Raw genomic sequence first — 13,242 nt, 5'->3', positions numbered from 1 at the left:
TTAGGCCCTCAGTTTTTTATTTGGAATGATCGCTTTAACCTGTTTTTTTACATTGTCTTCAGTTAAGCCAATTTCTTCCCACAACTTCGCCACACTGCCGTGTTCAATAAATCGATCAGGAACTCCAAGACGATTTACCCAGGAAACATAGTTATGCTCTTCTTTAAATTCAAGCACACCCGAACCAAAGCCACCCTTAAGGACAGCTTCTTCAATTGTTAAAATAGGCAGCTTTGCCTTCATAATATCATGGAGCATGGCTTCATCCATCGGTTTAATAAAGCGAGCATTGACCACCCGAACGGAGACTCCCTCTTTACTAAGCTGTTCACTAGCAGTCAGAGCCATCGGAATGGTTGTACCAAATGTAAGAATCACTGCATCTGTACCTTCCTTTAGGACCTCCCAGCTGCCGATAGGAACGGTTTTTAATCGCTCATCCATCTTAACGCCTAGTCCGTTCCCCCGCGGATAACGAATCGCAATCGGGCCATCATCATAGGAAATCGCTGTATGAACAAGGTGTTGTCCTTCATTTTCATCCTTTGGCATCATAACAACCATATTAGGAACTGAACGAAGGAAAGCCACATCAAACACACCTTGGTGGGTTTCCCCATCGGCGCCAACTAAACCGGCACGGTCGATCCCGAATGTAACATTAAGATTTTGCCTGGCCACATCATGAATCAGCTGATCATACCCGCGTTGTAAGAATGTAGAGTAAATCGCTAAGAATGGTTTCATCCCCTGTGTAGCTAGGCCCGCTGATAAGGTTGTTGCATGCTGTTCTGCGATTCCGACGTCAAATAATCGATCCGGGAATTCCTCTCCAAACTTCTCAAGCTTAGAACCAAGTACCATGGCTGGGGTGACGGCTACAACCCTCTTATCAACCCTTGCTTCTTTTCTCAATGTTTCACTGATGACTTCACTCCATGCCGGTGGAGCATCAATTGGTTTAATTTTTTCTCCTGACTCAATTTTATATGGGCCTACTCCGTGCCATTTGTCTTTATTATCATTTTCAGCTGGATGATACCCTTTGCCCTTTTGAGTAATAACGTGAACGATAACCGGGCCGCTTGTCTTTTTAGCATAGGTTAAATTTTCGAACAAATCATGATAATCATGCCCGTCTACAGGACCATAATACGTAAACCCTAACTCTTCAAAAAACATTCCGGGAACAACAAAATATTTCATACTGTCTTTTAATCTTTCAGCAGCCTGAGCAAGCTTTCCGCCTACAGCGGGAATTCTTTTCAACAGCCACTCAAGATCGTCTTTCGCCCGATTATATTTACCCGCACTTCTCATTCGTGCTAGTGCGCCATGTAAAGCACCCACGTTCCTTGCAATAGACATTTCATTATCATTTAAGATAACGGTTACATTCTTTTTTTCATCCCCAATATGGTTGAGAGCTTCTAAGGCCATCCCGCCAGTAAGGGCGCCATCTCCTATAATTGGCACAATGGAGTGTGATTCATTATTTAAATCGCGGGCAATGGCCATTCCCATTGCAGCTGATAATGATGTAGAACTATGCCCTGTTTCCCAAACATCGTGTTCACTTTCATTCCTTTTAGGAAATCCACAGAGACCTTTATATTGTCTTAATGTATCGAATTGACCGGCTCGTCCTGTCAATATTTTATGAATATAAGACTGATGTCCGACATCAAACAATAAACGATCTTTCGGGCTTTCAAATACTTTGTGAAGTGCTAAAGTAAGTTCTACAACACCTAAGTTAGCGCCTAAATGACCGCCTGTAGCAGATAGATTCTCAATGAGAAATTTGCGAACATCTAGGGATAGTGCTTCTAATTGACTAATTGACATTTCCTTCAAAACTGAAGGCTCTTTAATTTTATACAGATCCATTAAAGGACCCCCTAACGTGATTTTCTAGCTTGATTGTTCGACGCACTAGAAAGAATGTTGATTTTAGTTTTATCCTCTACCAAAGCGATGAACCGTGCAGCAGCAAATATAACCTTGGTAGAAGAGTGGATGGCGAAATATTTTCCAAGTGCCTTCCCGCCAACCGTAATAGCAGCGACCACACTGGTTACAACAACGGAAAGAACTAGTTGAAAGGTCGATCCATCGTTATACCCGAGCACATTAACAACTTGGAGCACTACTACGGTAGAAGCTGTCCCACTGACTATACCAGATATATCCCCGATAACGTCATTACAAAAACTCGCAAAGCGGTCAGCATTCCTAACAATAATAATCGCTTCTTTAGCCCCTCGTATTTTTTCAGAGGCCATTGCATGAAAGGGTGTTTCTTGCGCAGCTGTTGCAGCTATCCCTAGCATATCAAAAATCACCCCTATAAATACAATGACTAGTACAATAAAAATCCCAACTATCCATATAACGCCGCTTAATGCAGAAGATGAGATAACTGAAAAAATAGCCGCTAGCACAAATGTGATAACGGCAATACTCAAGCTAAATTTTAGTGATTTTTTAAATTGATTATCCATTTTGAACCTCAATATTTTAATATAGTATGTAGAAAGGAATGGTCATGAAAAAGGTAAAAATTACGGCTTAGGTCTAGTAGGTTTTCCCAATCAGATACCGAGTGTCACCACTCTGGCGGTTCCCCATTAAATCCGATTCAGCCTCGTCTCCGATGACTGGACTAGATTACCACTGAGTCCGTACTATAATTCCCTTTTCATGTCCATCGCAAGAAGAACAGTCTAGGGGATTTCCCCGACAGCCTTTGACCGATCCTTAGCCTCTTTTGCAACTCTGATTTCATCCAGTGCAAACATCCAATCTTCAGTGGCCATCCAAAGACAATGAATGTTTTAATGACTGTAATCCCCTCAAAACCACTCAAGGCAGGCTACGCTGCTTATACAGGTATTAATCCGTATAAAGCAGGTTCATACCCCATTTCATAAGAATCTCCGGCTAGAGATCTTCTTACAAAGATGGGCCTCCGCGGAAGCAGGGTCAACGCCCACATGCCTTTGTGGATCGCCCTGCGACCTTAACTCCCAGCACCGACCCAAGGCTGGGCGCCTCAAGCCGGCACAAGGAACTTCATCGATGTGCCCTTTGGCGGATTTTTAGGCCCGCCTTCAGGAACGGAGGACCGACTAGAATACTGCACCATCCCTTTTATAATTTATAATATACCATATTCGACTTATTTGCTCAATATATTTCCCTTGCTTAGCGATCCCGTGAGCTTAAGTAGTCAATTAATCTGGATAATGATGTGGCATTCACGCCTGCCCGTTTGAGTGATTGTAAAGCAATGTCTGTATACTGCTCTTTTTCTTTAATTGCCCCTTGCAAACCTAATATTTTAGGATAGGTGCTTTTCGAATTGCCTTCATCACTACCGACTGGTTTTCCAATTGCACCAGCATCTCCGGTAATGTCTAAGATGTCATCTTGTATTTGAAAGATGAGCCCAAGAACATTAGCCATTTTTGTTAGTTCTTGAAGTGACTTCTCAGCTGGGTGACTCAAATAGGCACCAGCTGTAATGGCAAAAGACAGCAGCTGTCCTGTTTTATTTACATGGATTGATTTTAATGCATCAATTGAAATTTGTTTACTCTCACTTAACATATCTTCCATTTGCCCTGCTACCATTCCGGTACCGCCGCTAGCTTTCGACAGCTCACGGACTAGATAAACTTTTTCTTCATCAGTAAGACTTGGATCCTCAGTAATCACTTGAAAACTCAAGGTAAGGAGTGCATCACCGGCTAGAATTGCCGTTGCTTCGTCAAAAGCTTTATGGTTCGTAGCTTGTCCGCGCCTGGTATCATCATCATCCATTGCCGGGAGGTCGTCATGAATAAGTGAGTATGTATGAACCATCTCTAAAGCACAAGCCACGGAATAACCACGGTTATGTTGAGCTCCAAGTGCATCCATTGTAGAAAGAAGAAGAACCGGCCGTATTCGTTTTCCGCCGGCTTCAATAGAGTACAGCATGGCTTCTTGAAGTCTTCCAGGATCTGTATACTCCCTCACATACGTAAACAGCTTCTCGTTTATAATCTGCTGGTAATCGATTAAATACTTCTTGAAAGAGTCCACTTACTCATCCTCCTGAACTTCATAAGGAACAAATTCTCCGTGTTCATTCAACACTTGCTGCATCTGTTCTTCAACACGGCCAAGTTTTTCATTACATAGCTTAGATAGCCTCATCCCATCCTGGTAATACTGAATCGCTTTTTCTAAAGGAACATCTCCTGCTTCAAGCTTTTCTACCAGTTCCTCCAATTGCTCCATTGCTTGTTCAAAAGTAAGTTCAGTCTCTTGATTCGTCATGATTCATCCTCCTCAATTTCATTGACAGTACAGTGAAACTGACCATCCTGTACTTTTACTGTTAACCGATCACCGGTTTCTGTTTGATTAACACTTTTCAGCACACTGCCTCCCTGTCTATAAGGAATAGCATAGCCTCTTTTCATGATGTCTAAAGGATTTAATAATGTAAGCTTGTCCAATACAGTATGAAATTGATCCTTTTTAATCCGGAGTTGCATGTCAAAATTACCTGCCAGCTGTTTTGTTTGTTTAATCAGTTGCTTTCGGCTCACTTGTACATCGGAAGCAGGATGCTGTTGATTGAGGCGCTTGTTAATGTGTGTTAACCGATCTGTTTTTTTCCTTTGGAGATCGTGTATCCCTTTGGAGAGCTGCTCAAGAACCCGGTCAAGATCTTGCTCTTTTTGCTTCATTAGCTGCTCGGGATACTTAAATGCATATGATTTTCTTAAGCGTATAAGTTGTTCATTTGCCTCTGCCTGCTTTACTGTTACAGCACGTGTAAGGCGCTGTGTTGTCAATCTAAGCTGTTCTGAAAGTTCCTTCAATGATGGAACAGCAATTTCGGCTGCACCTGTGGGCGTTGCAGCCCTTACATCGGCAACAAAATCACTAATCGTTGTATCGGTTTCATGACCCACCGCAGAGATTATCGGAATGAGTGACGAATGAATGGCACGTGCCACGATCTCTTCGTTAAAAGACCATAAATCCTCTATCGATCCACCGCCACGACCTACAATTAAAACATCACAATCCAACTGTTCGTTAGCATATCGAATCGCTTTATCTACGGAAACGGCTGCTGAGTTCCCTTGAACGAGTACAGGAATAATGGAAACTTTGACAATTGGGTACCGACGCTTAATTGTCGTTAATATATCCCGGACAGCCGCTCCTGTTTGCGAAGTGATTACACCTATGTGTTCAGGATAGCTCGGCAGTTCTTTCTTTAATGAACCGTCAAACAACCCCTCCCTTTGAAGCTTTTCCTTCAATTGTTCAAAGGCCAGATACAGTGCCCCGATCCCATCTGGCTGCATGTCCTGGATGTACAACTGATAATTCCCCATAGGTTCATATACATTGATTTCACCACGTATTAATACATTCATCCCATTCTCCGGAGCAAATTTCAGTTTGCGGTTATTTCCGGCAAACATAACTGCTTGAATTCGAGACTTGTCGTCCTTGATCGATAAATACATATGACCGCGGGTATGAAGCTTGAAATTAGATATTTCCCCTCTTAGCCATACTTCCTTGAGATGAGGATCGTGAGAAAGTTTTCGTTTGATATATTTAGTTAAGGCTGAAACTGTTAAATATCGATCATTCACAAGAAATGTCTCCTTACTTTTGGTGAATCCACTTTGCGGCTTTAATAGTGTTATGAAGCAACATGGTGATTGTCATCGGTCCTACCCCTTTAGGAACGGGCGTTATATGTGAGGCTTTCTCTTTAGCCGACTCAAAATCCACGTCCCCTGTCAACTTGCCATCCACACGGTTTACACCAACGTCTATAACCACAGCACCTTCAGATATATCCTCACCTGTAACTAAATCAGCTTTTCCAGCTGCTACAATTAGAATATCTGCCCGTTTTGTATGCTCACGCAAGTTTTTCGTCCTAGAATGACAGTGTGTCACGGTTGCATGTTCATTTAACAATAGTTGTCCGACCGGTTTCCCGACAAGATTACTCCTTCCAATAATAACTACATGCTTGCCTTCTATATCAATATGGGCGCGCTTTAACATGACCAAAATTCCGTAGGGTGTACAAGGATAGAACGTTTCCTGCCCTGTCATCAAACGCCCTGCATTACTAGGATGAAAGCCATCCACATCTTTACTAGGATCTATCGCTTCAATAACTTTTTGCTCGTCAATCTGCTTAGGCAATGGCAATTGCACAAGAATTCCATGTACCGTTTCATCGTTATTTAATTGATTGATAATCGTTAATAACTCTGACTCAGGAGTTTCTTCAGAGAGCTCCATCAGTTCAGAGTCCATGCCTACTTTTTCGGAAGCCCGCTGCTTCCCTTTTACATATGACATGGATGCTGGGTCCTCACCAAGGATTACGACAACTAATTTCGGATGAATACCCTGCTTTGATAATTCTGTAACCTCTTCCTTCATCTCTTGTCGAAGTTCTTCTGCTAATTGTTTCCCGTAAATAATTTCAGCTGACATATAACTGTCCTCCTCTATTGACTAGACCATTTTCGATAAAACACCATTAATAAACTTTCCTGATTGATCCTCACCAAAAACTTTCGCTAACTCAATCGCTTCATTAATAGCCACTTGTGCTGGAACATCTTCACTGTATCTCATTTCATAGGCAGCCATGCGAAGTAATGTTTTTTCAACACGGGCCAGTCGAGGAAATGACCAATTCTCAAGATGATTTCCTATCCACTGATCAATGTCTTCTTTGTGTGTCACAACCCCATGTACCAGTTGATTTAAAAAGGCATCGTGAATTTGCTCATCTACCACATGTTCAATCGCTTCATCTGCATTTATTTCGCTTGAATCTATTTGAAAAAGAGCCTGAAAAGCTTTTTCCCTAGCTATGCGTCGTTTCATATAAATTCTCCTTTAATGTCATATCCGTTAGAATAATAACATTTTACTATGTGAAAAGCTATAACAAGAAAAGTGGAAGAGGGTGTTCAGACCTGAAGCGCTCTGCTTACGTTGCGAAGATCTACACCTTGCAGCAGAAAGCAGAGAGGACCTGATAGACACTACAACCGCCAAGAATAACTTATATTCCTGACTAACAAAGAAAGACCAGTCGGGCTAACAAACCCTCACTGGTCTCTGTATTAAACTTCTTCAACTTCAAATTCTTCTTCTTTACCTTCCATTTGAACCCCAACAATGTGGACATTAATTTCCTTAATTTCGAGTGCCGTCATATTTTTCAATGCCTGCCTCGTGTTGTCTTGAATTTTTTTTGCCGTATCAGGAATGGAGATCCCATAGTCCATTACAACAAAAGCTTCAATTAAAATTCCTTCTTCCGTGAGCTCTACTTTTACACCCTTACCATGGTTCTTTTTGCCAAGGCGCTCGACCACACCTGAAGCAAAATTCCCTCGCATGGAAGCGACACCTGCGACTTCTGAAACAGCAATACCAGCTATAACTTCAATGACTTCTGGAGCAATTTCTACATTACCAAGTGTGGACCCCTCTGTAACGTTTAGCAGTTGCTTCTCACTCACTACTGCCCACTCCCCTCTTTGTTGTCTTCCATTATAGTATAGTTTTCTAAGAATTTCGTGTTAAAGTCACCGCCAACAAATACCTCATGTTCCATCATACGACTGTGGAATGGAATGGTAGTTTTGACCCCTTCAATCACGAATTCATCCAATGCTCTTCTCATCTTCCGAATCGCTTCGTCTCGATCACGGCCGTAGGTGATCAATTTTGCTACCATTGAATCATAGTATGGCGGAATCATATATCCTGGATAGGCTGCAGAATCCACTCGCACACCTAATCCACCAGGTGCTAAGTACATATCAATACGTCCAGCAGATGGCATGAAGTTTTTGTGAGGATCTTCTGCATTAATTCTGCATTCCATCGCCCAGCCTTCAAAAGTAATCTCTTCCTGCGTAAAGGACAGGGATTCATTGTCAGCTACTTTCAACTGCTCTTTTATTAAATCGATTCCTGTCACCATCTCAGTAACAGGATGCTCAACTTGAATACGTGTGTTCATCTCCATGAAATAGAACGAATTCTCCCTCTTGTCAAAAATGAACTCAACCGTCCCCGCCCCGAGTAATCAACAGCTAAAGCGGCTTTAACAGCTGCATCACCCATTTTTTCTCGAATATCTGGCGTGACGGCAGGCGAAGGAGTCTCTTCAATAAGCTTCTGCAATCGTCGTTGAATTGTACAATCACGCTCACCTAAGTGTACGGCATTGCCATGATTATCAGCTAACACTTGAATTTCCACATGTCTGAAATCTTCTATAAATTTTTCAATGTACACACCAGGGTTACCAAAAGCGGTTTCCGCTTCTTGTTGAGTCACATTGATTCCTTTTACAAGATCTTCTTCTGTACGGGCGACACGGATTCCTTTCCCGCCGCCGCCAGCCGTTGCTTTAATAATTACAGGGTAGCCAATCTCGTTGGCCACTTGCTTCCCTTCCTCAGCATCAGCAATAATTCCTTCTGAGCCTGGAACTACCGGAACCCCCGCAGCTCTCATCGTTTCTCTCGCTACGTCTTTCATCCCCATATTTTGGATAGCATAAGAAGAAGGGCCAACAAACGTAATATTACACTCTTCACACATTTCGGCAAATTCGGCATTCTCAGCTAAGAAACCATAACCAGGATGGATAGCATCTGTTTCGGTTAGCGTAGCTAAACTCAATATGTTTGTATAATTTAAATAGCTATCTTTACTTAAGGTCGGACCAACACAGTACGCCTCATCAGCAATTTGGACATGCAACGCTTCTTTATCAGCTTCTGAATACACTGCTACAGTTTCGATGCCCATTTCTTTACATGCACGAATAATACGAACGGCTATTTCCCCTCGGTTCGCAATCAACACTTTTTTTATCATGATTTAACCCCCGATTTATACAGTTTTCACGCGGAACATCGGCTGGCCGTATTCCACAAGCTCGCCGTCTTTAACAAGGATTTCTACGACCTCTCCTGAAACTTCCGCTTCAATTTCATTAAATAACTTCATCGCTTCCACAATACAGACAACTGAATCCTGTTTCACTTGGTCGCCTACTTGTACATATGCACCTTGATCAGGGGAAGGTGATTGATAGAAGGTCCCGACCATCGGGGATGTGATCTCTTGATCATAATTTGAGCTTTGCTCAGCTGCTGTCTCCTGGTCTTTCTTTTCAACAACTTCTTCCTGCGGTTTCAGCTCCTCTTCCTGTACAGGCTGCGGTTTTTGAGGAGTTGCTGGCTTAGTTTCAGTTGGTGTTTCCGTAATAATCTGACCACCGTTCTTCTTCATAGACACTTTCGTCCCATTCGTCTCATAGCTGAACTCGTCAATATGGGATTCATCAATCAGCTTAATAAGCTCACGTATTTCTTGCACCTTTAACATAATATTGGCACTCCTTTTATGTAGTTTACTTTATATCTGGTACTATAATTCCCCTTATCATTTTACGCTACATGTCTAATACCTGCAACTACGTTAAAACGTTGTACCTTTCGTAAAGTAACAGTCCCTGACCATTATGGTCAGGGACTGTTACTTTACCTTATATTATTTTTCCTCAATGGTCCAGCTCTCTTGCAAGGACGCTTGCGCTTTTCTTATTTCGTAGGTTGGAATTTGACATCAACGGGGATGTCGCCAAATTCATCTGAGACCATCTGCATAATTTCACGTGTCTGAGATTTTGATAATTCGTTTGCTTTTACTGTTACGTGAACCGTATTTTCTTCGGCCCTTACTAAGACGTCTTCATAAGGCACGCCTGCGCTAATTGTCTTTTCAAGTATCGCTTCTTTCGACCTTTTATCTTGTAATGAGTCTAATTTTTCCGTTGCTTCAGCCTTTTCTTGAATGGTTGCTGTTGTGGAAGCCATCACGGCATTTAACTGCTCTTCCATTTTATCTCGTTTATTTTTCATTTCTAGGCGAACGGCTGCAAAAAGTTCGTCTGTTGACACTTGTGAAATTACTGTATCATCAGCATTTTCACCATTCATTTCCCCTTCACTCGCTGCTTGTTCTAATTCAGTATCTTGAATAAATGCCATTTCTCCATTATCAGGTGACGTCATGTAATACACACTTAGAACAATAAGCAAGCTTAACATCGTTAACAACCAAACTGTTTGTTTTTTTACCAAAATAATCCCTCCCTATGATTTAGGCAAAACGGAAACTCTATGACTAGGTACATCCAACACTCTTGAAACAGCTTCAACCACCCATCCCTTCACTGTCATCTGGTCTACGCCTTTCGCTGTTACAAAAACCCCTCTTACCTCAGGCTTCTCCGTTTTAATTAAAAGCGGAACCTCCCGATCACCTTGACGTACAAGAACTAGCTGCTGTTCCTTAGAATAATCCTCAATTTCTCGCTCTCCCCCATTCGTATCAGTCTCCTGTGTTGTCTGCTTAGATATAATTAAATTTTTATCGAACACTTTTTCTTTAGTGGCAGCTAGATTAATCATAAGCTCTACTTCACTGACCCCCTTTATATTTTCAAGAAGAGGTGCGAGCTGTTTTTCATATTCAACCTCCAGCTGACCAATGGAGACCGCAGAGGTATCCTGTTTTTTACTCGTTGGCTCTTGGACAGTCTCTTGTCGTGGAGGGGGCTCATTGGTCGATGTTTGAAAAAAATTGCTCATAATAAGGAATAGCACGCCAATTAAGCCAACGATGATAAAATATTTCGGCTTATTTATTTTTTGGCCGTCTTTTGAAGAAAGAGGCTTGAACAGCTTATCCCACCATTTACTCATAGTCTTCCTCCCAGCGGATTTCAATTTGATCTTTTTTCAGCGCTAACAAATCGGCTGCCATTTGTTGAACCTCCCTGTAAGCTTTCGGTTCGATGTCTCTTCCTCTTCAGCAACTGAAATGGTTACCTCATCTACCGCCCCTTCTCCTGGTTTAGAAGCAATAGAGAGAACCAGCTTGTCCAATGAATCCCACCTATGCGGTGTCCCGGAAAACTCCATGTCTACATTTTCTAGAGATAGATCGAACTGATCTTGAAGAGGCTCCTCCACTTTGTTCGTGATGGATTCTGTAACTTGTTGTAATGTATATGCATCTTGTCCACGCATTATTTCTTTTTTCTTTGACTCAATTTTCTCGGTTAGTTGTTCCGAATTTGCACGGTTGTCAAGTTGATTTTCTGCTGATTGTAACAAAGTGTTCGGGTCGACCTGGAGAACCCTTAACAATGGACCGAGTAAAACTAAGAGCAACAAAATGGACATCACTAACCTTGCATATTTTTTCATTGATCCTGTAGGTAGGAGGGCATCTGCCACCATTGCTAGCAGCAAAAATAATACAATTTGTGTGATCCATTGTGTAAATGCTGACATCATTTATCACCCTTATCGAACCATCATGGTTATATTACTAGCAGCGACCATAATAACAATGACAAGAAAAAACATCATGGAGACCATAAGTAACGCCGCGAAAATGTACATGATATGACGACTAACGATGGCCATCGCTGTAATAACAGGTCCATCACCTAAAGGCTGCAGTAGAGCGGCCGCCAATTTATAAATCAAGGCAATCGCGAAAACTTTCAGTGCCGGAAATACTGCAATGCCGAGAAGAATAATAACCCCAGCAAGACCTAAAGTATTTTTCAACACTAGAGAAGCACCAAGGATGGTGTCTGTAGCATCCGTGAACAAGCGTCCGACCACAGGCACGAAATTTCCTGTGACAAACCGCGCTGTCTTCATCGTTACACCATCCTGAACGGCTGTTACTGTTCCTTGTACAGATATAACCCCAAGGAATATAGTTAAATAAGCACCCATGATCGCCATTCCTGTTTTCCTTAATAATTCAGCCAATTGATCCACCTTATAGGTATCATTTAACGTACCGACAATTAAAAGTAAGGCTGAAGAGGAAAAAAGCGGGACCAGTAAGAATTTAACTAACAACCCGCTCGATTGAACAAGAACGACAATGATGGGGTGAAAAAACGAGAAAGACATAAGGTGGCTGAATGATGCCATAATGCCAAGGAGCAAAGGCAGTAGTCCAATCATGAAACTACTCATTTGATTAATAGCCCCGATTGTGTAATCAATAACTAGTCCAAAACTTTCTAGTGCAAGCGCAATTAATACGAGATAAATCACCATATAGGCAATCCGACTAACAACTGTATTTTCAAACGAAGACTGCATAGCTTGAAGCAGCGTACTAAATAAAGTCAGAAACAGCAGAGAGGCTAACAACTTTCCGTTCACCAACAATTCATGAAAAAGAAAAGACAGTATGCCAGACACCCATCCTTTTGGGTCACTAGCTCCTTTCTCTTTCGCCAAGTCGCGAAAATCATCTATCGAAATATCTGGTAAATAATCGCCATATTGTTGATTGAGCTGTTGCAAACTCTCCTCAAGCTCCTCTGTAGAAACATGCTCCATTAAGGAAGGTACAGCATCTTGTGGTGCGGAAGCAGAGACCACAACAGGAAAACAGATCGCCCCATCAGCACGCAGCTTATGAAGAATAAACGTTTCATTTTGTACCTCTCAATTCTCATCCTGTCGCTCCAGGAATAAATTCCATTATCGTCCTAATAACCGCTGTAATAATCGGGATAGCTAGCATCAGAATGAATAGCTTTCCAACCAGTTCAACCTTAGAAGCCAAAGCGTTCAAACCCGCATCCCTTATCAATTGAGCTCCGAATTCGGTTATATAGGCAATTCCAATGATTTTTAGGATGGTTTTAAAGTAAACGGACTCTATTTGAGCTTGATCAGCCATGTACTGGAGTAAGGAAAAAATGTATTTGATCTGATCAAGAACTGTTGTAAAGATAATGATCACGGTGATTAATAGGAGTAAAAATGCAATAGACGTCTTTTGTTCCTTCAACAAAACGATTAATAGTGTTGCGACTAATCCTAGAGAAACGATTTGTACAATCCCCATGTTCTCTACCCCTGATATAAAAAGACTGATTTAATTTGCTGAAACAATTCTGCAAGTCGGTGAATAACGATAAACAGAACAATGATAAATCCTGTTAATGTAACAACTTGGGCAATTTCTTCTTTGCCCATTTGTTTTAAAATACTGTGGATCATAGCTACGATAATACCGACTCCAGCAATCTGAAACAGGATGGATGCATCTTGAAGCACA

Annotated in this window: 15 protein-coding genes and 1 pseudogene; all 16 read right to left on the bottom strand. The window is 41.7% G+C overall.

Translation table 11 applies throughout. The annotated features are described in order from the left end of the window. The 16 genes and pseudogenes from dxs to spoIIIAC all read right to left on the bottom strand — a co-directional run bounded on the left by dxs (nt 1) and on the right by spoIIIAC (nt 13,241). Nucleotides 1–1,890, bottom strand: a complete 1,890-nt coding sequence (gene dxs / locus MUO15_RS02155) for a 1-deoxy-D-xylulose-5-phosphate synthase (RefSeq protein ID WP_245033133.1) — start codon at nt 1,888–1,890, stop codon at nt 1–3. An 11-nt stretch (nt 1,891–1,901) separates the two neighbouring features. Then, complete coding sequence (locus MUO15_RS02150; protein ID WP_245033131.1) at nt 1,902–2,504, bottom strand: hypothetical protein; 603 nt, start codon at nt 2,502–2,504, stop codon at nt 1,902–1,904. A gap of 703 nt (nt 2,505–3,207) precedes the next feature. Then, nucleotides 3,208–4,089: a polyprenyl synthetase family protein gene (locus MUO15_RS02145; protein ID WP_245033129.1), complete on the bottom strand. Its 882-nt coding sequence runs from the start codon at nt 4,087–4,089 to the stop codon at nt 3,208–3,210. Next, nucleotides 4,090–4,326: an exodeoxyribonuclease VII small subunit gene (locus MUO15_RS02140; protein WP_245033127.1), complete on the bottom strand. Its 237-nt coding sequence runs from the start codon at nt 4,324–4,326 to the stop codon at nt 4,090–4,092. Then, on the bottom strand, nt 4,323–5,669 hold the full coding sequence (gene xseA / locus MUO15_RS02135; protein WP_245033125.1) for an exodeoxyribonuclease VII large subunit: 1,347 nt from the start codon (nt 5,667–5,669) through the stop codon (nt 4,323–4,325). Before xseA ends, MUO15_RS02140 begins: the two co-directional genes overlap by 4 nt. A 13-nt stretch (nt 5,670–5,682) precedes the next feature. Then, on the bottom strand, nt 5,683–6,534 hold the full coding sequence (folD, locus tag MUO15_RS02130) for a bifunctional methylenetetrahydrofolate dehydrogenase/methenyltetrahydrofolate cyclohydrolase FolD (RefSeq protein ID WP_245033123.1): 852 nt from the start codon (nt 6,532–6,534) through the stop codon (nt 5,683–5,685). Nucleotides 6,535–6,555: 21 nt separating this feature from the next. Next, nucleotides 6,556–6,933 carry a transcription antitermination factor NusB gene (gene nusB, locus MUO15_RS02125; protein ID WP_245033121.1) on the bottom strand — a complete coding sequence of 126 codons (378 nt, stop codon included), beginning with the start codon at nt 6,931–6,933 and terminating at the stop codon, nt 6,556–6,558. Between the two features lie 242 nt (nt 6,934–7,175). Then, complete coding sequence (locus MUO15_RS02120; RefSeq protein WP_245033119.1) at nt 7,176–7,577, bottom strand: Asp23/Gls24 family envelope stress response protein; 402 nt, start codon at nt 7,575–7,577, stop codon at nt 7,176–7,178. After that, nucleotides 7,577–8,949 (bottom strand): annotated as a pseudogene (gene accC / locus MUO15_RS02115) (acetyl-CoA carboxylase biotin carboxylase subunit). The gene MUO15_RS02120 and the pseudogene accC overlap by 1 nt, the downstream one beginning before the upstream one ends. A 15-nt stretch (nt 8,950–8,964) precedes the next feature. Continuing rightward, a complete protein-coding gene (gene accB, locus MUO15_RS02110; RefSeq protein ID WP_245033117.1) occupies nt 8,965–9,462 on the bottom strand; it encodes an acetyl-CoA carboxylase biotin carboxyl carrier protein in 498 nt (165 codons plus the stop codon). 215 nt (nt 9,463–9,677) lie between these two features. After that, complete coding sequence (locus tag MUO15_RS02105) at nt 9,678–10,220, bottom strand: SpoIIIAH-like family protein (RefSeq protein ID WP_245033115.1); 543 nt, start codon at nt 10,218–10,220, stop codon at nt 9,678–9,680. A 12-nt stretch (nt 10,221–10,232) separates the two neighbouring features. After that, nucleotides 10,233–10,844, bottom strand: coding sequence for a stage III sporulation protein AG (spoIIIAG, locus tag MUO15_RS02100; protein ID WP_245033113.1), 612 nt, complete (start codon nt 10,842–10,844; stop codon nt 10,233–10,235). 42 nt (nt 10,845–10,886) lie between these two features. Next, nucleotides 10,887–11,438, bottom strand: coding sequence for a stage III sporulation protein AF (spoIIIAF, locus tag MUO15_RS02095; RefSeq protein WP_245033111.1), 552 nt, complete (start codon nt 11,436–11,438; stop codon nt 10,887–10,889). Nucleotides 11,439–11,450: 12 nt separating this feature from the next. Next, the gene (gene spoIIIAE / locus MUO15_RS02090; protein WP_245033109.1) at nt 11,451–12,557 is read right to left on the bottom strand and encodes a stage III sporulation protein AE; all 1,107 of its coding nucleotides are present in this window, start codon (nt 12,555–12,557) and stop codon (nt 11,451–11,453) included. Nucleotides 12,558–12,630: 73 nt separating this feature from the next. Further along, nucleotides 12,631–13,029 (bottom strand): stage III sporulation protein AD, encoded by a 399-nt coding sequence (spoIIIAD, locus tag MUO15_RS02085; RefSeq protein WP_245033107.1) that lies wholly within the window; start codon nt 13,027–13,029, stop codon nt 12,631–12,633. 5 nt (nt 13,030–13,034) lie between these two features. After that, nucleotides 13,035–13,241, bottom strand: a complete 207-nt coding sequence (gene spoIIIAC, locus MUO15_RS02080; protein ID WP_244753321.1) for a stage III sporulation protein AC — start codon at nt 13,239–13,241, stop codon at nt 13,035–13,037. Nucleotide 13,242: the final 1 nt, after the last annotated feature.

This window comes from Halobacillus amylolyticus (assembly GCF_022921115.1).
Taxonomy (GTDB): Bacteria; Bacillota; Bacilli; order Bacillales; family Halobacillaceae; genus Halobacillus_A; species Halobacillus_A amylolyticus.
Note: the sequence above shows the minus strand (reverse complement) of the source record. Positions and strands in the feature narration are given on the sequence as shown.

Coding starts and splice junctions, on each gene's coding strand:
- spoIIIAG (WP_245033113.1), bottom strand. CDS start 10,844: ATGAGTAAATGGTGGGATAAGCTGTTCAAGCCTCTTTCTTCAAAAGAC.
- spoIIIAD (WP_245033107.1), bottom strand. CDS start 13,029: ATGGGGATTGTACAAATCGTTTCTCTAGGATTAGTCGCAACACTATTA.
- accB (WP_245033117.1), bottom strand. CDS start 9,462: ATGTTAAAGGTGCAAGAAATACGTGAGCTTATTAAGCTGATTGATGAA.
- spoIIIAF (WP_245033111.1), bottom strand. CDS start 11,438: ATGTCAGCATTTACACAATGGATCACACAAATTGTATTATTTTTGCTG.
- folD (WP_245033123.1), bottom strand. CDS start 6,534: ATGTCAGCTGAAATTATTTACGGGAAACAATTAGCAGAAGAACTTCGA.
- MUO15_RS02140 (WP_245033127.1), bottom strand. CDS start 4,326: ATGACGAATCAAGAGACTGAACTTACTTTTGAACAAGCAATGGAGCAA.
- MUO15_RS02150 (WP_245033131.1), bottom strand. CDS start 2,504: ATGGATAATCAATTTAAAAAATCACTAAAATTTAGCTTGAGTATTGCC.
- dxs (WP_245033133.1), bottom strand. CDS start 1,890: ATGGATCTGTATAAAATTAAAGAGCCTTCAGTTTTGAAGGAAATGTCA.
- nusB (WP_245033121.1), bottom strand. CDS start 6,933: ATGAAACGACGCATAGCTAGGGAAAAAGCTTTTCAGGCTCTTTTTCAA.